Source organism: Phormidesmis sp. 146-20 (genome assembly GCF_052939475.1).
In genome coordinates this window covers 95,927-117,111 of the sequence record NZ_JBJPHT010000010.1, presented here as the reverse complement: position 1 = coordinate 117,111, position 21,185 = coordinate 95,927, and the positions used below count along the sequence as shown (strand labels likewise).

Below are 21,185 nucleotides of genomic sequence, written 5' to 3'. Positions count from 1 at the left end.
ACTGAAGTAACGAAGTAAACCCCTGAAATCAGTTTGTCAACTATGCAAGCTCTACTCGCGACCGTCAGTTTAATTCTGTGGCTCGTTCTTATGGTTTGGGTGTACTCTAACTCTCCTCAGTGGTTTTTTGTGCCTTTCTTCTTCATCACGACGTTTGCCTATTTGAGGCTCATGGAGACAAGCCGAAGCTGAGGAATTGTCCTCTATTTATTTTGCAAGCGGAATTAAGAGAAGCCGTTCAATAAGATGGCTATTCAATAGAATGACCATTCGATAAGAGGTCAGTCAACTTAGAGCGATCGTAAGCTTCCAAGGTTAGAGTCGCACAGTGTTGCCAAAACGAAGGATATCAAAGCTTGAGATAGCTTATGTTTAGATCTCAGTGAGACATTAACAAACGACTGCGAAAGAAAAACGAGGCTGGACTTCCACCCAAGCGGATCAACTGCTTTGCAATACTCTGAACTTCGGGTTGTCTTCTAACCTTCTTGTTTGAAAGATAAACGCCCAGTAAGGCCTGATTGAGCAATTGATGAAACCGAGTGTGAGGTAACTGAGCAACACTTTTCGTCGCGTTTTGGATAAAGTGCTTAAATCGCTCAATCATTTCATCGCTGTTTTGGTAATAGAAACAGAAATTTAAGTCGCCGTTGATCCGGTCTTCTTCTTGATCAATTAGATAGTCTAGTAGAATGTGTAAACCTTGAACCCAGGGGAAGTAGCTGTCCTTAACCTGGCTGATGAGTTCATCTGGTAAGTCTCGATCGAAGGCATAAGCCACTAAACAAAAGATGCCCAGCGTTGATCCAGCGCAAGCAGAAAATTCATACCAGCGAAGTTCAGGAAGGTGGCTCTGGTATAGAGAAAACCAGGTCTTTAAGCGGGGAACTCGCTCTTCAACTTTGACATGCTTATGAACTTGCAAATCACAGTAATAATTTGCCAACTCATGCAAGGTTGGAGCAATCCTTGAGTAGTTAGGAATTTGACGCAGCGTAGACTGACAAGTGTTAACCAATTTTTGTAAGTAGCCACCATCCGCTTGATCGCTGCGAACTCGATAATAGTGAGTCCTTTTTGCATCGGGTGTTAGCGCCTGAACTAGCGACTCATGCAGAGCACGAAAATCTTCAGGATCAAGTGAAGTGCTGCGATCGCACAGGTTGTCTAAGTAGTCGCTAATCGTTTGATAGGCCACAATAAATCGAATGGCTTCTGGACAATGACGTTTGGCCAATAATCCATAAATAGAGCCACCCTCACAGTGAAATTGCTTGGCTTCTAAACTATCCAAAGCTTGTTTGCGAAGCTCTAAATTTGGAATCTGCTGTGCTTGAGCTTTCCAGTAGTTTAACTCGCTCCAAACAGCCGGAAGAACTTTGAAGTAGGTGTCTGACATCAAAGCCCAGGGAGAAACTGGAATACTCATAATTTGGATTTTTACAATGCTTGAGAACACAAGCGCGATCGCTATCACTCTAGACAAGGGCAAATGGGGCAACCTCTCCATCAGGGAATAGCTGAGGCGTTTTGGGCTTTGTCAACAGAGAGATGAGCAACCAAAAGCTAGCTTTAGCGATTTGCAAATGTCAGCATTTCTGGATTACTTTAACCAATGCTAAAACCAATGCTAGAGATAGCTGCTAGAAACGGTTTATCCTTTAACCATCAATACTGGACTATCGTTACAAATCCCTCAAAATGTCCCGCTTTGGGTAGGTTGAGCAATCATTCAGGAGATCTATTGTTGGACATGCCGCAGGGTTGAGACTGTCAATCTCAGCAAAACTTTTTAGAGTTTCAAGTATTTCTGAACCTGCTGCTTGATTTTTTAGAAGTTAGCAGTATCTCTGACTAATTCAATAACATTCCCAATAGCATTAACATGATTAGCCAGTTAGAGCATCTGGAAGGGCGATTGCTATCTCGTCCAAATCGGCCCACAAAATCTGCTGCGATCGGACTTCATCTACTAAGACTAGATGGTCAACGAGATGGGTTTCGTTATATGCCCAAGCGCTACCAGTCCAGTCGTCCAGCTCCGCTCATATTGATGCTACATGGGGCCGGGGGAGATGCTGAAGATGGATTAAATCTATTACAACCTTGGGCAGATGACTTGGGCATTATCCTGCTGTCTGTCGATTCTCGCGATCGCACCTGGGATGTGATTGTTAGCCAGTATGGTTCTGATATTACTTTTATTGATCAAGCCTTGACGCAAACCTTTTGCTGTTGTGAGATCGATCCTGCTTGCCTTGCGATCGCAGGATTTTCTGATGGTGCTTCTTATGCGCTCTCGGTCGGTATCACAAATGGCAATCTATTTACTCACGTCATTGCTTTCTCACCAGGGTTTGTCGCGCCCGCTACCCAAGAAGGGCAGCCTCGTTTATTTGTCTCGCATGGCACTCAAGACCCAGTGTTGCCGATCGATGGCTGTAGTCGAAGAATTGTGCCTCAGCTACAACAGGCTGGCTATGAAGTGCGCTATCAAGAGTTTGACGGGTCACACACCGTGCCAACTGCGATCGCTCACGAGGCAGTTAGTTGGTTTATGGGGAGTGGTCTTTAAAGGATAAGCTTGCTCTGATGGACATGACGCTTTTCTTGATAGAACACCTTAGTAGAACATAAGTAAGCCGCAGAAATCAGTTCAGCGATCGCCAAATCGTTACTCTAGCTATTGCCACATTTCTTGCTCAGAGCTAAATCTGGTAGAGCGATCGGCGATCGAATTACACAAGGTGAGTTCTCTTTGAGCGTTTAAGGAGATTTCCTTTAATAAATTTACCCGGCTGTCTCCATTGAGAGTTCTGAAAGTCAAAGTCCCCCAGAATTGGGGGATTTAGGGGGCTTCCCAAGGTTGGTAACTTCTTTGCTAGAAATCTCCTAACATCAGTGAGGTTGTCTATTGGTTAAATGCTGTTTGTTTGATAAGGTGCTCTCGACGGTACAAGAAAAACGGGAGAGCGCAAGAAAGTCCGATGCCAAAGGTTAATGCAACATACAGGACGATCCACAATCGAGAGGCTCCTAATCGGTTCAGTTCAAGCCACGCAAAGCAGAAAAACGCAGCAATTGAAATAAGCAAATCACTTGCTACAGCGGCAGCAACATTGTTTTCAAAGCCTCTTTGCAAAAACAGAGTTGGCGACAACAAGACAGTCGGATCTTGAAGTAGCCAAACCCAGGGCGCGATAGTTCCTATGATCGTCAGGAGCAAATACAAGGCTTTCAGAGAGTTGAATGCGTTGGTTGTCGAAACATCTGTTGACTTCAGCATGGTTTTGTGGTGAGTAAGTAGTGTATTTTCAGCGCTCTAAATGACGTGAATTCGATAGAATTTTTCGCTGCGGTTGTTAATCCAGTCAGCCCTCTAAATCCCCACCAGTGAGGGACTTTGAACTAGAATGCTTGTCTGAAAGTATCCCAGAATTGAGGGGTTGGGGGCAAAAGCGCCAAGCAACGAAACGAAAAGCCTTCATCGAATTCATGTTAAATAGACTTCCTGCATGAATACCTGGCGATTGAAATCGCTGCTATCAGAACAAAGTCCACCTCCGTGGACTAACGGTTAAAATCGCCTCTTTAGTGTGAGAAGGCACACTTTGCTCTTGTAGCCCCGACTTTAGTCGGAGGGCATCTATGATTCGTGCAGGAAGTCTAATGAAGTCTCAATTTGTGAATGCGATCGGCACTGGCGATGGTCGTCATTGACTCAGGCTTGCAGACTGCGCTTGCTCTTTTTGGTAAAGCACCCATTCTTCACCGACCGCCTTCGCAATGCTTGCCCGTTTCAACAACCGCTGATGGTAGGCGTAAACTGCACTCCACTGCGCCAACTCAATGCTGCATGGCTTAACCCAGTTGAGTACCGTTACTAAGTAGGCATCGGCAACCGTGAAGCGATCGAGCAAAAAGTCATGGGCAGAGAGGTGGTCTTGCAGGTATCCGAGACGCAGCAAAACTTTCTCGCGGGCATACTCTTTTACACGCTGCGGTGCCTGGGAGTCAAGTAAGGGAACAAAGACGGCTTTATGCAGTTCGGTGCTGATAAAATTGAGCCATTGCTGCAACTGAAACCGCTCTAGTTCTTTAGTCGGCGCGAGTGCAGTAGAGAAGCGGTCAGCTACATATTGCAGGATTGCAGGATTTTCGGTCAAGATGATGCCTTCATCGGTGTGCAGTACGGGCACCTGACCCATCGGGGTAACCTTAAAGAAGTCTGAACCATCGGCAAGACGCTTTGCCTTCAGGTCAACGTAGGTGTATTGAGCTTTTGTACCAGACTCATACAAGGCAATCCGGGTAGCGAGTGAGCAGGCAAGCGGGGCAAAGTACAGGTTCATCATTAAATCCTTTAGAAAGTTGAATGCGTTTGAGTTCGATCGTGCCAAAGCGGGATAATAAAAACAATTACCTGCCAAGTAATCGCCGCCCAATCCAACATTCCGTCATGCAGCAACGTTCTACTATCTCCCTCCAACCTGATTCCTTTGGATTGCTTCTCAAGCAATGGCGCAACCAGCGCAGCTTTAGTCAGCTTGATTTAGCCGTGACCAGTCAAGTTTCCCAGCGTCACATCAGTTTTCTGGAATCAGGACGAGCCAAACCGAGTCGAGAGATGGTGCTGCAATTGGCAACTGTTCTAGAAGTTCCGCTTAGACAGCAAAATCTGATGTTAAGCGCGGCAGGATTTGCCCCCATTCACGCCGAAACTGATCTGTCGGCTCCTGAAATGACCTCAGTTCGCAAAGCGCTTCATTTTATGGTGCGGCAGCAAGAACCGTATCCAGCATTCGTGATCGATCGCTATTGGAATCTGCTCTTGGGCAATAACGCTGCGACTCGACTTCTCGCCATTTTTGTCGATCCAACAGACTTCCAACAGCGTTTTTATCGAGATGGAAAACTCAATTTGATGCAAGTCATGTTCGACCCACAAGGTTTACGTCCATTTATCGCAAACTGGGAGGAAATCGCAGAACATTTGCTGCAACGGCTACATCGAGAAGCGCTTGCAGAAGGAGAAAATGTGCAGTCTAATCAATTACTCAACGAACTGATGAACTATCCAAATGTTCCTGAGATTTGGCAGACCTCAAATTCCTCAGTCCAAAATACGTTACTGCTGACGACTCATTTCCAGCGAGATGATTTGGAGTGGAAGTTTTTCTCGACGATCGCCACTTTGGGCACCCCCTATGACATTACGCTTCAGGAACTGCGGATTGAATGTTTGTTTCCTGCGGATGAGATGACTGAGCAAAATTGGGCACGGAGTGGAGATTGCTAACGATAGCTGTAGTATTTGGGTTGTGGGAATTTGGTGGTTAGTAGGTTAGTGGTTAGTTGTAAATTAATGGCTAAGAACTAATAACTACTGAACACCCCTTCTGAGTGGGGTCTACAAAGTACCCGAAAGGGTAATCCATGCTCTCCGTAGCGATGCACCTTGGATGTGATGTAATCCTCACTACTATTCATTCGGAGCATTCATCATGCAGGTTAGCAACACGTCTTCCCCCTCTAAAAGCATTTTCCAAAGCGTCACATTCTGGGGAGCCGTCCTCACTGCGATCGCATCCATCTCGCCCGTGATTGCCAAGAATGTCGAAACGTATCAGAACACAGGCAGAATTGATCCCAACGGCATCTCTCAAATTGTCGTTGTGTTAGCGACTACCGGAGTGACAATACTGGGACGAATTAGTGTTACCGAAACGGTTTACACGCCAAACGGACTGCCGGGAGCAGATAAGCCCCAGGATGAGTAATGTTCGAGATTCGTTCGAGATTCTTGATCGTTAGGATCGCGAATTAAATAAGATCGATAATTGCCTGGTTGCTTCGCCCCCTAAATCCCCCAGTCTGGGGGACTTTGAGATCAAAAAATTCTGGAATTCAAAACGGGCTGGTATGACAGCTTATCTCTCACCAGACATCAAGGCGATCGCCTGCTATTTCAAGATTCTCACAACTGTTTTAGGACTGCTATATTTACAGGTCACTAAGGATCGTGAATTGAATAAGATCGATAATTGCCTGGTTGCTTCGCCCCCTAAATCCCCCAGTCTGGGGGACTTTGAGAAAGAAGAAATTCTAGAATTTAAGGCGGTTTCGCGGTTCAAAGTCCCCCAAATTTGGGGGATTTAGGGGGCAGAAGCCGAATTAAACGAAGCGAAACCGCGAGAATTATAGGTTGTTTAATTCATGATCCTAAGAATGCATAATTTGGCGATACCGAGCTTCAATCAGTGAGTAAATGCTATAGGCAATCAGTCCTAGTGCAACGATTCCTAAAATCCAAGGGCCAAAAGGTTGTCGGGCTAAAACGGCTAAAGCTTCTCCTAACCCTTTCACTTCACTTGCATCTGAATACAACGCCGCCAGTATTACAAATAAACCAATAATGCTAAACACAACGCCACGCGATGCAATACCAAACTGTCCGAGGCGTTTTGCCCAAGTGCGCTCCATTAAGTTCATTTGGTGTAGCTTGAAATGTCGCTCAAACTTGGCCGTATAGGCTTGGTAAAAATAAGAAGCTCCAACACCCAGCACAATTAGACCTGCTAGACCAACAAGCCATTGTCCAAACGGTTGTGCAAGCACGAGTGCTGTCCAGTCTTGAGAAGCTTGTCCACCAGTGCCGCCAGTGCCTAAAATTAGCTTTACCGCCGTAATCGCTAGACCAGAGTAGGTGATGGCGCTAATCAAACACCCAAGTCGTTGCACAATCCGCTTTGAACTGTTTTTTTGACCTAAACCTTCTGGATCGAGAACTGCTTGAGTAAATCGCCAAAGTACATATCCCACAATGCCGATCGCGACTAAACTCAGCAACAACTTACCAAAGGGTTGAGTCACAATTTCTTGCAGTGCGCCGTTAGTATCCGTTGTTTGTCCTCCGGTTCCCACGGCCACTTGAGCCGCCAATAATCCCACTACAAAGTACACAGTTCCTTTGGCCGCATATCCAAGCCGAGCTAGCTTCTCAAAGGTAGGATGGGAAGCCGCTTGCTGCATGGGTTGTCTTATTTCTGGAGGCAGATCATGTTGAGTCATCAGTCTTTAAGAAGATTGTTAGACATACCATGACGCTTTCGACGAGATTAGTCATCTCCCCAAGTAGAGAAATTAGGAACGATCGCACAACTTTCTTTAATGCAGAGGTTTAAACTCACAAGCAAGGAATTTAGATGACTGCTAATAGCCTGACTAATACAACGTCAGTTCGATGAGAGTGACTCGCTTCGTTTCACTCGGCTTCAACCCCTAAATCCCCCAAAAATGGGGGACTTTGAACGAGAGATCTTATCCAAAAGTCCCCCAGGATTGGGGGTTGGGGGGCTGAAGTGCTGAATAACGGAGCGGAAAACTCCATCGAATTCACGTTAATACAACGCTGGGAACTATCAGTCCTTTCAGTTTTATCGCTTCATACAGTTTGAACGTTTAAGATAGCGCGTTGACCAGCGCAGCGACAGTTTGGATCAGGGATACGGGATCGATCGGTTTTGCCAGGTGTCGATCGAAGCCCGATTCTAATGCTTGTTGCTGGTCATCCTCAGTGGCGTAGGCTGTCAGCGCGATCGCGGGCGTGGTGAGATTTAAGTCCTGGCGAATCTGCTGTAGTAATTCGTAGCCATTCAATTCAGGCATTCCCACGTCGCTGACGATCACATCTGGGTTAGCTTGATTTAACTGTTTTAGCGCGTCTTGAGCCGACGATGCAGAGATTACGATCGCGCCTGCTTGCTCCAACACAAAGGCCACAATCTCCCGCGAATCTTGCATATCGTCCACGACCAAAACGCGAACTCCGCTCAAATTCACATCTTGACGGGCGATCGCAGGGGCAGGCTGGATCAATGGTTGACGTGCGATCGGCAATTGTACGGTGAAGGTAGACCCTTGTCCGACTCCGGGACTCGCGGCTGTCACCGTCCCGCCATGCAGTTCTACTAATTGCTGCACGATCGACAGTCCTAATCCCAATCCGCCAAATTTGCGCGTCGTGCTGTTGTCTTCTTGCTGAAACGCTTTAAATAGATGAGGCAAAAACTCTGGAGCAATGCCTTTGCCGCTATCAGTGACTTGCAGTTGTGCTTGAGAATCCCTTTGATCAAGCTGCACAGTGATGCGTCCGCCTTCCGGTGTGAATTTCACCGCATTCGAGAGCAAATTCCAGACGATCTGCTGCAAGCGTCCTGCATCGCCCATGATCGTACCGCCATCCATCGCCAGTACCGCTTCTAGGTGAATTGATTTTGCCTCGACTGCAAGCTGAATTGTTTCGAGTGCGTTGGTCACAATCACCGCCAAATCGACTGGCCCAACCGTCAAAGTCAGTTTGTTTCGGAGAATGCGCGACACATCGAGCAAATCATCGATCAGTTGGGCCTGTTGTTGAGCATTTCGCTCGATCGTCCCCAAGGCTTCTGCGGCTCGATCAGGGCTGAGTCTGCCGCTTCTTAACAGCTTTGACCAGCCCAAAATCGGATTGAGGGGGGTTCTCAGTTCGTGAGACACGACGGCGAGAAATTCATCTTTGATGCGGTTGGCTTGTTCTGCCGATTGACGGGCGGCTTGTTCTTGCTCGATTAGGCGCGATCGCTCCGCTTCATGTTGCTTTTGAGTGTCAATATCAGTACAAGTGCCAAACCATTTCACAACGTGCCCCTGTTCATTTCTAAACGGCACGCCCTGACCCAAAAACCAGCGATAAGTGCCATCAAAGCGGCGAAAACGGTACTCAATTTCGTAAAAGTCACCGCTCGTCACGGCTGCCAACCAGCGATCGCGGGTGCGAATTCGATCATCAGGATGAATAATTTCTAGCCAATCTAAGTTTAATAGCTGAGATTCGCTCAAGCCTACAAAGTCGCAAAACTGCTGATTGACATACTCGTTTTCTCCAGTTGACGTGGTTACCCAGACCAGTTGAGGAATCGCGTCTGCCAGCGCCCGATAGCGAGCTTCACTTTCGCGCAAATCGGTTTGAATGCGAACCCGATCGGTGACATCCAGCACCAATGACAAGATCGAAATCAAGTTTCCTGAGCGATCAACCAGCGCTGAGTTATACCATTCGCAATGGACGACTTTCCCCAATCGGGTGTAGTTGCGATTGTGCACAACAACTTGCTGACGGCTCCCATTCACCAACGCCCCGGTTTCGTTTTTCACCCGGTCTAAATCTGCCGAATGGATAAACCGCCAATCGTCGAATCCACGCCCGATCGCTTGCTCTGCCCGCCAACCAAAAATCCGTTCGGCTTCACCTGACCAGCGACTCACTCGAAAGTTGTGATCCCATTCGATCACAGCCAGCGGTGAATTTTCGATGTGGAAAGTTAGGCGTTGAAGCGCGTTGTTGAGGGCAGTTTCGGTCTGTCGCAGTTCTGTGTTTTGGGCGTTTAACTCTTCTTCAGCCACCTGCACTTCTTCTAAAGCAACTTCTAGCTCTTCGTTCAGGGTCGATAGCTCAGTGTTGCGAAGCGCTAACTGTACATTTGCGGCGGTTAACTCGGTTGCGGACTGTTCTTGTGCTGCTTGAAGTTGCAAACGGGTGCAAATGTCGCGGCTGATCGAAGCAATGCCTGTGGGCGCTCCAGTGGTTGGATCTTTGAGCAAAAACACATGGTAATCGACCGGAACGGCTGCCCCTGTTTGAAAGTGGCGAAAGCGAAAGTCTCCTTTCCAATAGCCCTCGCGCATCAAAATCGGAAAAATTTCTGCTTGGACATAAGCTTGATCTTCAGGCAAGAAATAATCGATCACCGCCGTTTGGGTCACGCGATCGTCGTCTAGCCCCACTAATTCGCGTCCCGCCTGATTGACAAAAATTGCCTGACCGTCCAGGGTTGCGTAGCCGATAAAATCAGAACTCGTATCCAGAATCGTTAATAGTCGAGTGGCTTCGGGTTGGACAGGGGTCGTGAAGGCTGGCGAAGTGGGAGCAGATAACGGGGTAATCGTGACCGTGACCGCATAAGGGCTAGTTTCCTCACGCCGAAACAGCGGTTGGGCATCAATTTTGATCCAGACCAGATTGCCATCCGGTTTAAAGAACCCCATTTCGACATTCAAACATGGCTCTGCGGTTTGGAGGGCTATCATCGCGGGATGATTTTCACCCGGAAACGGCGCTCCGTCTGGATGAATGGTTTGCCAGGGTGAGTTGGTAGACGAAGCATCTTGTAGTTGGTCGATCGTCATGCCCAAGATCTGCTGGGCCGCAACGTTACAAGCCGCGATCGAGCCATCCGCTAGTTGTAGTACGATTCCGGTTTCTCCATGCATCGGGATCAGGGAGTTGAGAGGGTCGTCGTTCTGCGTTGTTGAGGTCATCCTGAATCGTACTTCGTTTTCCATATCCGTGTGGTTAACCGATCTTAAAAATGAATACCTGGCGATTGAAATCGCTCCTATCAGAACAAAGTCCACCTCCGTGGACTAACGGTTAAAATCGCCTCTTTAGTGTGAGAAGGCACACTTTGCTCTTGTAGCCCCGACTTTAGTCAGAGGGCATCTAGGATTCGTGCAGGAAGTCTAATGATTTAGCAGCCCGCGATCGTCGCAGTACATTTCATTTTCGATTCGGTCAACGCCTCTCGCAGTGGTTTGACGCAGTGCAAGTGGTTCGGCTCGATCGCTTGCCCACCGATCATCAAGGGGACGATCGCAATCAAGGCAGGAAACTACCCTTGCATCAAATCCTAGTCAAAAACGCAGTTTCCGCACAAGTGCATAGGCGTTTGAAGAATACCCTTAAACAGGTGTGTAGATTCTGGGAAGCGACGCAGTGTGCAAGGTTATCGTGATCTTCTTATTTCAGCACAAAGTGTAATGAGTTGGCTGACGTGAACTGATCAAAATACTCAGAAATTTGGGAAGCATCTATGTCCTGAGATAGATTGACTCTTTTTGAGTTCTCCCAAAGATAAAGTGGCAGCAAAACTCTTCAAACGGAAGGCAAATCGGGGTTGTGTCTGTAACTCTACAAAATTCGGTATCTTTCAGTTCTCATTCCTAAGAGAGCGATCCAATGTTAAAAACTTTAGTCAAATGAATTCTATAACTTCTCTTCATTCAAGAGTTTAATAAAGTTGCGTTTGTTTTTGTAGGTGCTGCGGAGATGTTCTTGGTATTGGTCAAACTGCGATCGTAGGCTCAATTTAAGCATTAGCGATCGTGCCTTTTTTAGGAATCCTACCGCTTCAGCATAGGCGTTATTGTTGGTTTGTTGAATCAGCGGTTCAATTTCATTCATGTAGATCGAAAGCGAATCTTCGGGGTGATCGGGTTCGCGTTGGTTGGCCAATTGTATCCATAGAGCTTTAGAGCATCCACCTGCTTTTGCTTCTTGCCATGCTGATTCGGTTTCGCCTTCCCAAAGAAAAATTTCAACGAGTAGAGAATGATCGCGGTAGCCGTGAAACAGCATTCCTGTTTTTTGGCGTTTAGATTCCTCAATGCGTTGTCGAATCTGTTTCAGCGCTCGTTCTCGCCACTTTGACCATTGATGGTTACAGTCTGCTTCTGTTTTGAGCGTTTGATAGGTCATTAGTGCAGGACGTTCGGTAAAACAAGCCCACACGATCGTCATTGCGTCATCAAATCGACCTCGCTGCTGATATTGCTGAATCACAAACTCACGGAGACGAGAATCGGGGCGATCGGGAAAGGCTTTTAACCCATCTTCTGCCCATTGGAGGGCGCGATCGGACTGTCCATCTTGTTGATAGAGTTCGGCAATTTCAAAATAGTGATAACCACTAGAAAGATCCCGACGTTTGATGGCGACGATCGCTTCTATATCGCCCGTTTGTTCTGCTAGTGATTCCATCATTCGAGTCAGTCGCCACCGTTTAGAACTCAAGCTAGTGCGTTGTTGGTTGGCGGTGAGCGTAGGGATTTCTTGCCATGCGGCTTCTGCCAGTTGTTGATAACGCGCTAACCCTGGCTCACCTAAGATATCTTGATAGGTATCGACTGCGTTGTAAAAAGTATCGTAATCAGTCCCCAACTCAAACTCAAAGAGGCGTTCTGCAAGCGCGATCGGATCAGGTTTTGCGATTTCACAAGCGCGATAGTGCAAGTCCTGGATCTCTTCTAAAACTGCGCCGCCATCTCCATTTGAGTCATCCATACGGCTCACGGCATCTTCGAGTAATGGAATCGCATATTCACACAGTTCCATTACGGTTTGGGCATGACCATCATCAAGTAGAGCCGCGATCGAGTCCAGCACTTTTTCAATTTTACGAGCATAGCTTCTAGTTTCGCCATATTCGAGGTAGCCTCTGATCACAATGGCATTCTGTAAGGCACGTTGAAAAGTTTTGACATCAACACCTTTGGGCTGAGTGGCAGCAACCTTCATCAACAATTGTTCTCGCCAGTCGGAATCTTTGAGGGCACGATCGACAATTAGTTTGACTAAACTCGCTTGATCTTGTTGTTCTAAATAGCGTTGTACATCCTGCAATGTGGTGACTGAACTTGATTTCTTTTTGCCTTTCTGAGCCGTGGGAGGACTCCCTAACCAGGCCAAACCAACCGCAACACAGTGTTTGCAAAACCAGCCATCCACACCGACCGGACAATCGCACTGATAGCCCAATTCATTATCTTCTTCGAGCCAAAATTCGACTTGGTAAGTTTCACTCCCTTCGACTTCGGCGACAATTGAGCTGCCCTGCTCGACAACGGAATGAACATGCCCTTGACGAAAATAAGCCTCACCTCGCTGATAAGAGCCACTGTCAGCAAGTTGTTTGATGCGGGCTGCTGTGAGAATGTTGGAGAAAGAAGACATTGCAGGTGCCTCGATCGCGTTGCCACTAGGATAGAACGATCTGACGTTTTCAGCTAGATCAAATTGGGAGCCATGTAGCATCAGGCTGTAAACTTTCTAAAGTAAAACACGAAGACATCAATTCGATGAATTTCTTTGCTTGCCGATCCAGGTTACTCTTTATACCAAATTAACAGTTGCTTACTACCAATCCTCGCTCCCTAAATGCCCCAACCATAGGGAACTTTGACTGATTGATCTGTTGTAGCCTATTGTCAATTTGGTATTAAATCTTCCATCAACAGAAAGCTTCATAGAGCCATAATCCTTCGCCCCCTAAATCCCCCAAATTTGGGGGACTTTGAACGCTGATCAGGGTTCTAAATTCTGGAAGTCTTTTTTGCTTAAAGTCCCCCATTCTGGGGGATTTAGGGGGCTGAAGCCGACTAGAACGAAGTGAGCTATAGACTTGTGTATACACCGTAGCTCGCGCCCATGTGTGAGAGGGGTTGGGGGTGAGGGGCGGATTCTCTGGCTAGAATGAATCAACCCTACCCTAGAATTGGGGGCCGGGAGAGCAGAAGCGCTGAACACCGAAGCGAAAAAACTTCATCGAATTGACGTTAACAAGACTCCCCCAAATTCCTACAGTTGAATGGTTGTTTTTTCGTGCAATTCCTCCAAGTGAATGAGTGAACCGTCACCCATGACAATGCTAAACTTCATCAAAGAGCGTTGAATTTGATAGGAAGACAACACCCGAATCATTTGATACTCTGTCGTCAAGTCGCTGGTGCCATCCCATTTGAGCAGGGCCAGTTTAGTCGATGCCAGTTCACTTAGTTGTGACAAAAATTCGTCAATGGAATCGATCACATCGGGGAGAACGCCAGAGGGTATAAAAATAAAACGCTCCTGCAAATCTAATGTGACCATAACTTGATACCGTCTGACCAATGAGCATTGCAACTCAAAGCCAAACGAAACCGAGTCAGGAAGATGTCTCCTAACTGCCATATTTTTGGTTCTCCTCTATTAGTGCAAATGATGCAAAGAGGAGTGGAACGCTGACGGTTCAGACGCTCCACCAAACTGAGAAATGTATGCAGGATCTTGATTCCAGCCTTTCAAGATCCCAGCGCAAAGCTGACGGTGTACAATCATATCGCCTCTGAAGTTATGTGCTTAACTTTAGATGGAAGTCCTCGGAGTCTGATAGCCACATCAGATTTCCGGGGCGCTACTCCACCTGCGAGATATTCTACAAGAGTTCTTCGATTTTTGGAATACTGAATTTTGAGCAAGCTACATCTAGGCTTTCTCGCTTGTTTGCAATGTTACATAACCTTTAGCCTTCAGTTAAATGCAAAATCGCTGTTATGAGAGCCGCCGTACGAAAATTGCTATGGATGCTCAACAAACCTTAGATGATTTCCGTTCAGGTAAATTTCAGCGCCAGTCGTCTGAAAACGTTATCACAGCATTGCGTCAGTCTTTGCAAGAGCCAGAAGCATCAGATCACTCATCCAAGAATGGCGATAAACTGATCAAATCGTGACGTTCTAAAGCTCAATGGAATTTCGACCATATTGGGAACTGCTCGAAGAATTGGGCATCGATTTGCCAAACACCAACCCCAAAGAGACGCGCAAGCCAGCCGAAACGAAACGCCCTGGAGCCGCTCCTCGCGAACAAGTTCTGCAATATCTCGGCGGACTGATCGAAGACTGCACGATCGCGGGTCAAAAAGCCTGGATTCCCGCAGACAAAACAGTGCAGGTCGATCGCTATACAATTCCGGGGCTGGTGTATGTGGGCGATGGATTGATGAGTTTGCGAAGTTTTGATCAGACTGAGCCGTGTTTGATTCGCCCTAAACTCAAGGTGCAGTGTTCTTATCCTGACTATCAAGGGACACAGATGCCCTATTCGTCGTCTTACACCCAAATGAAGCCCGCCAGCCGAGCCGCCTATCTAGAATGGCTCTCAACGGGACGACGCAAGCCCAATGTGGCGATTAGCTATGTGTGGCTGTTTTTTTATGGGCTAGAACGGCGCGTGTTTCATGACTTTCTGGGACTAGAAACTAACGAATACCAAACAGAACTCAACCAAATCATTGCCGAAGTAGAACAGCTTGAGAAACTTTATGGCGATCGCAGCTATGGCATCAGTGGAACATTTGGTTACAAAGCGAATTCATTCTTGGATCTGTGTCGAGCCATGCGATCGCGTCCACTTTACGAGACAGTGAATCCATTGGAGGCGAGTCCTTTAGCAGTGCAGATTGCGTTAGGGCAACTATTGCAACAGGGGCAATCGATTCCCGCAGATTGGGCGATCGCCTGGTGGAGCCGTTTGGGTAAAAAACAATTGAAATTGGCAGCGACGCGCTGTTTTTCTGAGTTTCAGGACTTGTTTCGGGTGCGGTATGCTCAACATTATGGCGAGGGTTTGAAGTTCGATCCCAAAGTGAATTTGAAGCTGGAGTATCAGCCGATGAATCATTCATTTGGGCGATCGGTGCCGATTAATCTAGTTGGTTTGCCAGATGTGACGCAGTTTCCGGGCAAGCTTTCTCGCGTCGGCGATGTGGTTGAAAGCTGTACAATCGAGCTTGAGCCTTTGAGCCGTTTTTTGGGGAGAAATCCCAACGATCGTAACAGTTCAGCAGCGATCGCACTTCTACCTTCTATACTGTTATCAACACATGGGGGAACGGTTGTTAAGAAGTTGCAGAAATGGTTAGAGAAGCAGTTTTTGGAATCACAAACGATTGTTATTTCAGGAGAAGAGTTATTCAAATATTGGTCAGGTGTGAATGCTGAAAAGCTGACGAAATCAGAAGCGATCGGGCTTTCTCATCTTTTAGAGCAGCTTGGCTACGGAGTAGAACCTGATCCGCGTTTTGGTGGAGCATTGCCGACAATCAAAAGTAACCTTGTGCTGTTTCAGTCTAGTGTGAACGCTGATTTATCACCTGAATACTTTGAAGCAACGCTGGCGGCACATTTAGCGACCCTTGCGGTAACTGCGAAGCAGATCGCCATTCAAGAATCAGATATAAAACATAACTTAGAATCAACTTTACTCACATTCACAACGCTAAAAGTATCAGAGCAACAACGCTTAAATGCTCACTTACAATGGCTTCGTCAAGAAGAACTAACACTAAAGAATCTAAAGACGCGAATCGATTCCATGACACTAGAACAGCGATCGCGGATTGCTAAATTTCTAGTCCAATTAGTCAATGGACAGCCGACTCCTGAATTAGTACAACTGCTAGAGAAAGTTTATGATCTGTTGGGGCTTGATGCTCAAAGCTTGTACCATGAGATCCACGTTGCAAAGCAGTTCCCCCTTTGGGGTAAACGCACCACCCAGGAACCCGTTACCGTCCGCAATGCCGCACCCATACAAGGCTATCGAATTCCATCAGCACCGTCAGAATTTGCGCTCAACATGACGTTAGTGCAATCCAAACTGGCAGAGTCTCAAGAAGTCTCTAACCTGCTGGCAGAGATCTTTGTTGATGAAGAAACAGCAATTGCTCCTAAAACCATTGCAGGCTTAGACGCAGATCACACTGCTTTTTTATTAGCATTATCCAAACAAACCTGTTGGCGGCGAGACGAATTAAATGCGATCGCGCTCCAATTTAATTTAATGTTAGATGGTGCCCTAGAAACAATCAATGAATTAGCCTTCGATCGCTGTGATGAACCTATCTTTGAAGGCGACGATGATATCGAAGTGAATGCAGACGTGTTACAAGAGCTATTGGCATGATGAATCCTCCAATCAAAGCAAAAGATCGCGATACGATCATCCAATCACTCCAAGCGGGAGTCGTGCCTCGTCGGGGACAACATCTGATTCAAGTCGGGCGCGTTGACGAAACAAAAGCAGTGATTCGAGATCTCGATCGCATTGCCGAAGGGGGATCAGCGATTCGATTTGTGATTGGCGAATATGGTTCTGGTAAAACGTTTTTCTTATCACTGGTGAGATCGATTGCGCTAGAAAAAAAACTCGTCACTGCTCATGCAGATCTAACGCCCGATCGACGCTTACACGCCACATCAGGACAGGCGCGATCGCTCTACGCAGAACTCATGCAAAACCTCGCCACTCGCACCAAACCTGAAGGCGGCGCACTCCCCAGCATTGTCGAACGATTTGTCACCTCAGCCGTGAGTGAAGGGCGCGATCGTACAGTCGATCCAGAAGTCGTGATTCGCGAACGATTAGCGCATTTGTCAGAGATGGTCGGCGGCTACGATTTTGCCGAAGTGATAGCGGCTTACTGGCGCGGTCATGACACTGGCAATGAAACTCTCAAATCAGATGCTATTCGCTGGCTGCGCGGAGAATATACCACTCGAACGGATGCGAGACATGCTCTGGGAGTGAGAACGATCGTCGATGATGCCAACATTTACGAACAGCTAAAACTTTTTACTCAACTCGTGCGATTAGCGGGATATTCAGGCTTTTTGATTAGTCTCGACGAACTGGTTAACTTGTATAAATTAGCCAACACTCAAGCCCGAAAAAGTAACTATGAACAAATCCTACGCATCTTAAATGACAGTCTGCAAGGAGCAGCGATCGGTTTAGGATTTATGTTAGGCGGCACCCCTGATTTTTTAATGGATACTCGACGAGGGTTATATAGTTATCCTGCGTTGCAGTCTCGTCTAGCAGAAAACACATTTGCGGTGAATGGATTAGTCGATTTCAGCAATCCTGTGTTGCGGTTAGGCAATCTCAGCCCTGAAGATTTGTTTGTTTTATTGAGTAAAATTCGTCATGTCTTTGCATCGGGCGATTCTAATCAATCTCTCTTACCAGATGAAGGGATTCAAGCGTTTATGGCTCATTGTTCAAGACGCATTGGTGACGCTTATTTTCGTACTCCTCGCAACACGATCAAAGCCTTTATTGATCTGCTCTCAGTTCTTGATCAAAATAAACAAATCACCTGGACAGATCTCATTTCTCAAGTAAATATTAATTCTGAAGAAAATCCCGATTTGCTCTCCTCAGAACGCTTCGACACTCCTGATGACGACGATTTAGCGTCTTTTCGACTTTAGAAAATACTTCAAAGTTTGATGCGTGAATTAAGCAGCATTCTCCTTAGGCGAAACAGAAAGCTTAAACCCCAGTTCATCTAACATCTTAGTCAACATAGAAACATCTAATTGAGCTTGTTGAGATAAAACTGAATGAGCCATTTCATGATTTGCAGATTGTTGTGACTCCTTGAAGGCAGAAGATTGAGCTTCTGCAACATTCTTTAGAGCCAAACTTAACTCCTCAGAAGTTCCATCTTCTAAAACAGCGTCTAAATAAGCGGCTGCTTCTTGTGGATCTTTGAGAGACTCAATTAAATAAGAGTGATAGCTTCTATTAGTGGGCATTTTCACGTTGTTTGAAGTCAATCCAGAACTGTTTAGCTTGCTCGATATCCTTGTCTTGAGTGCTTTTGTCTCCACCACATAGTAGCAAAACAATCAGCGTTCCAACTTGGGCAAAGTACAGTCGATAACCGGGCCCGTAGTCAATTCTAAGCTCAAAAACCCCTTCTCCAACAAATTTATAGTCTCCTAAGTTTCCCAACATAACTCGGTCTAGTCGCTTTCTGATCTCTGCTCTAGTCTCTCGACTTCGTAAAGAATCTAACCAAGAGGATAAAGGAGCTTCTCCCTATTCGGTTTCGTAAATCTGAAGCTCCCGTGGCTCTGACTGCATCCCTTTTGCCCCTCTTGCAGTCCAAATATTTTACACTCAAGCTAACACAATGCGACCTTGACCATGACCTCTAATTCTAATCATTCATCTTCAGGATTTCATCAACTGCACGATCGCGTCCAGCGCTGGATCTGGCAACAAAATTGGACGGAATTGCGGGACATTCAAGAACAAGCGATCGCTCCCATTCTCTCTGGCAAACTGGATGTGATCATTTCAGCGACTACCGCAGGTGGAAAAACCGAAGCTGCATTTTTGCCGATCTTCTCTCAACTCGTCAATAATCGTTCTTGTTCCCTCAATGTTCTTTATATCAGTCCGCTTAAAGCGTTAATCAATGATCAATATCGACGCTTGTCAGAGTTGGGAGAGTTATTAGAAATTTCGATTCATCCGTGGCATGGTGATATTGAAGCGGGACGTAAACAAAAGATCCTTCAGCAGCCGTCTGGAATTGTTTTAATCACACCAGAATCTTTGGAGGCGTTATTTGTTCGGCAGGGATATCGACTGAGAGAAACCTTTAATGCCCTGAACTATATTGTGATTGATGAATTACATTCGTTTATTGGCAATGAGCGAGGCAAACAACTACAAAGTTTATTACATCGAGTTGAATTAATTGTCGATAAAAAGATCCCTCGAATTGGATTAAGCGCAACACTGGGAGACATGACGCTGGCAGCAGATTTTTTACGTCCTGACAATGGTAATTCAGTATTTTTAATTCACTCATCAGATGCGGGACAAGCACTTAAGATTCAAGTACGTGGATATCAGAAAGCTGCCTTTTATCTTCAATTTGATGAATCCGAAGGAAAAAGCGCTAACGACGAATGGGAGATCACAGATCATCTATTCAAAGTGCTCAGGGGAACGAATAATCTAATTTTCATCAACGGTCGATCGCAGGTTGAGGCCTACGCCGATCGACTCCGCCGCTTATGCGAAGATCATCGCGTTCCCAATGAGTTTTTACCGCATCATGGCAGCCTTTCTAAAGACCTGCGCGAAACGGCAGAACAGGCGCTCAGAGGGGAACACCCCGCCAACGTAGTCTGTACCACGACGCTCGAAATGGGAATTGATATTGGGGCGATGACCTCGATCGCTCAAATTGGCGCACCCTTCTCTGTGACCAGCACTCGCCAACGACTGGGACGATCGGGCCGACGTGAAGGCGATCCAGCCATTTTGCGCTGCTATATTTCAGAACCCGAAGTCACTTCTACAACGTCTATACAAGACTCACTTCATCCTCAGTTAGTGCAAACGATCGCGATTCTCAATTTGTTGCTACAAGGCTGGTGCGAACCGCCTATGATTCAAAAACTGCATCTCTCGACGCTAATTCAACAACTCCTGTCGCTAATTGCAGAATACGGGGGTGTGAAAGCCGATCGAGCCTGGAAAATCTTGTGCCAAACAGGTGCGTTTAATCGCGTCAATTCATCCATGTTTATTCACCTCTTGCGATGTTTGGGCGCACAAGATCTCATTCAACAAAGTCAAGACGGAATGCTAATTCTTGGTCTGACGGGCGAACGGCTGGTCAATCATTACACCTTCTACACTGCCTTCCATACGCCAGAGGAATATCGCATTGTCACCACAGGTCAAACGCTTGGCACTTTACCAATTAACTATCCACTAGTTGAAGGTCAATTTTTAATTTTTGCAGGACAGCGCTGGTGCATTTTGTCGGTGGATCTCGATCGCAAAGTGATTAATGTTGAAGCCGCCTCCGCAGGTCGAGCGCCCGCCTTTAGCGGCAACGGGGGTTGGATTCACGATCGCGTCCGCCAAGAAATGTATACCCTTTATTGTTCTGATGACGTGCCAATTTTCTTAGATGTGATCGCTCGTGATTTGCTCATTGAAGCGAGAGAAAACTTTATTCAATACAACTTCGATCAGAGTTCAATTTTGCTCAATGGTCGGCAGGTGCTTCTATTTCCCTGGAGTGGTGATATTGTCATGAATACAATTTTGGTGCAGTTGCAAGCCAGAGGGTTATCGGTGAGTCGAGATGCGATCGCGATCATTGTCGAAGGTCTGCCTCCTAAAGATGTCAGAAAACATTTGCGATTCATTGCCAGCAAGCCTTTAGATGCAACAAAACTGGCTGCTACAGTGAAGAATGTCATGTTAGAGAAGCACGATCGTTTTCTCAGTGAAGACCTTCTCTATGAAAACTACGCCTCTGGTTATTTGGACATTCCAGGGGCACAAAAAGCAATTAAACAAATGATGTCTCACTAGTCAAACGAGATGAAAGAGAGCCGCAAAAGTAGAGAATTCTGATACGGCGGCTCCCTAGACGCTTGCAAGGTTTGGAAAGGTTTGGAGATGAAGGCGAATCATTCCTCCATTCGGCAACGCCAAAAATTCTTCATCTTTTGGTCGATCGACTGCATAAACCATTAACGGAATTACCCACCAAGTCAATAGACGTTGTTAAGCTCTATATTCTAGATTCGTAGTATTGATAGAACGAGTGAGGCAGAAATAATCAGTCGATTTGGGATTGAATACTGGCAAGATGAAAAATTAGAAAAAATCAAAGTTTCCTACTATGGAGTGAGCTATCACGTCCAGTTCTTTACGAAAATTAGCC

The 21,185-nt window shown here is 46.4% G+C and carries 18 protein-coding genes and 1 pseudogene; 8 read left to right on the top strand and 11 right to left on the bottom strand.

Features of this window, described 5'->3' with window-relative positions:
* Positions 1-379: 379 nt before the first annotated feature.
* Positions 380-1,429: a tetraprenyl-beta-curcumene synthase family protein gene (locus ACKFKH_RS11235; RefSeq protein ID WP_446858375.1), complete on the bottom strand. Its 1,050-nt coding sequence runs from the start codon at positions 1,427-1,429 to the stop codon at positions 380-382.
* Positions 1,430-1,885: 456 nt separating this feature from the next.
* Here ACKFKH_RS11235 and ACKFKH_RS11230 point away from each other — a divergent pair, with 456 nt between their 5' ends.
* Positions 1,886-2,575: an alpha/beta hydrolase gene (locus tag ACKFKH_RS11230; RefSeq protein ID WP_446858374.1), complete on the top strand. Its 690-nt coding sequence runs from the start codon at positions 1,886-1,888 to the stop codon at positions 2,573-2,575.
* A 336-nt stretch (positions 2,576-2,911) separates the two neighbouring features.
* Here the strand turns inward: ACKFKH_RS11230 and ACKFKH_RS11225 are convergent, their stop codons facing one another.
* Entirely contained in the window at positions 2,912-3,286 is a 375-nt protein-coding gene (locus ACKFKH_RS11225) for a DUF2834 domain-containing protein (protein ID WP_446858373.1), read from the bottom strand.
* A gap of 427 nt (positions 3,287-3,713) precedes the next feature.
* On the bottom strand, positions 3,714-4,352 hold the full coding sequence (locus tag ACKFKH_RS11220; RefSeq protein WP_446858372.1) for a glutathione binding-like protein: 639 nt from the start codon (positions 4,350-4,352) through the stop codon (positions 3,714-3,716).
* A 107-nt stretch (positions 4,353-4,459) separates the two neighbouring features.
* Between ACKFKH_RS11220 and ACKFKH_RS11215 the strand changes: the two genes are divergently transcribed.
* The 3 genes from ACKFKH_RS11215 (at position 4,460) to ACKFKH_RS11205 (ending at position 6,159) form a co-directional block, all read left to right on the top strand.
* Positions 4,460-5,299 (top strand): helix-turn-helix domain-containing protein, encoded by an 840-nt coding sequence (locus tag ACKFKH_RS11215; RefSeq protein WP_446858371.1) that lies wholly within the window; start codon positions 4,460-4,462, stop codon positions 5,297-5,299.
* Positions 5,300-5,504: 205 nt separating this feature from the next.
* Entirely contained in the window at positions 5,505-5,780 is a 276-nt protein-coding gene (locus ACKFKH_RS11210) for a hypothetical protein (protein ID WP_446858370.1), read from the top strand.
* Positions 5,781-5,922: 142 nt separating this feature from the next.
* On the top strand, positions 5,923-6,159 hold the full coding sequence (locus tag ACKFKH_RS11205) for a hypothetical protein (protein WP_446858369.1): 237 nt from the start codon (positions 5,923-5,925) through the stop codon (positions 6,157-6,159).
* Positions 6,160-6,222: 63 nt separating this feature from the next.
* Here the strand turns inward: ACKFKH_RS11205 and ACKFKH_RS11200 are convergent, their stop codons facing one another.
* The 5 genes from ACKFKH_RS11200 to ACKFKH_RS11180 all read right to left on the bottom strand — a co-directional run bounded on the left by ACKFKH_RS11200 (position 6,223) and on the right by ACKFKH_RS11180 (position 13,825).
* Positions 6,223-7,071 (bottom strand): DUF1206 domain-containing protein, encoded by an 849-nt coding sequence (locus ACKFKH_RS11200; RefSeq protein ID WP_446858368.1) that lies wholly within the window; start codon positions 7,069-7,071, stop codon positions 6,223-6,225.
* Positions 7,072-7,461: 390 nt separating this feature from the next.
* Positions 7,462-10,359, bottom strand: a complete 2,898-nt coding sequence (locus ACKFKH_RS11195; RefSeq protein ID WP_446858367.1) for a PAS domain S-box protein — start codon at positions 10,357-10,359, stop codon at positions 7,462-7,464.
* Between the two features lie 209 nt (positions 10,360-10,568).
* Entirely contained in the window at positions 10,569-10,700 is a 132-nt protein-coding gene (locus ACKFKH_RS11190; protein WP_446858366.1) for a hypothetical protein, read from the bottom strand.
* Between the two features lie 383 nt (positions 10,701-11,083).
* Entirely contained in the window at positions 11,084-12,829 is a 1,746-nt protein-coding gene (locus ACKFKH_RS11185) for a DUF6880 family protein (RefSeq protein ID WP_446858365.1), read from the bottom strand.
* Positions 12,830-13,453: 624 nt separating this feature from the next.
* Positions 13,454-13,825, bottom strand: coding sequence for a hypothetical protein (locus tag ACKFKH_RS11180; protein WP_446858364.1), 372 nt, complete (start codon positions 13,823-13,825; stop codon positions 13,454-13,456).
* 346 nt (positions 13,826-14,171) lie between these two features.
* On the opposite strand from ACKFKH_RS11180, the gene ACKFKH_RS11175 reads away from it, so the two are divergent.
* Genes ACKFKH_RS11175 through ACKFKH_RS11165 form a run of 3 tightly spaced genes read left to right on the top strand, consistent with a single transcriptional unit; the run spans position 14,172 to position 17,910 of the window.
* Positions 14,172-14,366: a hypothetical protein gene (locus ACKFKH_RS11175; RefSeq protein ID WP_446858363.1), complete on the top strand. Its 195-nt coding sequence runs from the start codon at positions 14,172-14,174 to the stop codon at positions 14,364-14,366.
* Between the two features lie 14 nt (positions 14,367-14,380).
* On the top strand, positions 14,381-16,600 hold the full coding sequence (locus tag ACKFKH_RS11170; protein WP_446858362.1) for a tellurite resistance TerB family protein: 2,220 nt from the start codon (positions 14,381-14,383) through the stop codon (positions 16,598-16,600).
* Positions 16,597-17,910, top strand: a complete 1,314-nt coding sequence (locus ACKFKH_RS11165; protein WP_446858361.1) for an ATP-binding protein — start codon at positions 16,597-16,599, stop codon at positions 17,908-17,910. Before ACKFKH_RS11170 ends, ACKFKH_RS11165 begins: the two co-directional genes overlap by 4 nt.
* A 27-nt stretch (positions 17,911-17,937) precedes the next feature.
* Here ACKFKH_RS11165 and ACKFKH_RS11160 read toward each other — a convergent pair whose 3' ends face one another.
* Together ACKFKH_RS11160 and ACKFKH_RS11155 are read right to left on the bottom strand one after the other, a co-directional pair.
* Entirely contained in the window at positions 17,938-18,243 is a 306-nt protein-coding gene (locus ACKFKH_RS11160) for a helix-turn-helix domain-containing transcriptional regulator (protein WP_446858360.1), read from the bottom strand.
* Positions 18,227-18,499 (bottom strand): annotated as a pseudogene (locus ACKFKH_RS11155) (type II toxin-antitoxin system RelE/ParE family toxin); the annotation flags it as partial. The pseudogene ACKFKH_RS11155 and the gene ACKFKH_RS11160, both read right to left, overlap by 17 nt.
* 132 nt (positions 18,500-18,631) lie before the next feature.
* Here ACKFKH_RS11155 and ACKFKH_RS11150 point away from each other — a divergent pair.
* On the top strand, positions 18,632-20,830 hold the full coding sequence (locus tag ACKFKH_RS11150) for a DEAD/DEAH box helicase (RefSeq protein ID WP_446858359.1): 2,199 nt from the start codon (positions 18,632-18,634) through the stop codon (positions 20,828-20,830).
* A gap of 54 nt (positions 20,831-20,884) precedes the next feature.
* Here the strand turns inward: ACKFKH_RS11150 and ACKFKH_RS11145 are convergent, their stop codons facing one another.
* Positions 20,885-21,016: a hypothetical protein gene (locus ACKFKH_RS11145; protein ID WP_446858358.1), complete on the bottom strand. Its 132-nt coding sequence runs from the start codon at positions 21,014-21,016 to the stop codon at positions 20,885-20,887.
* Positions 21,017-21,185: the final 169 nt, after the last annotated feature.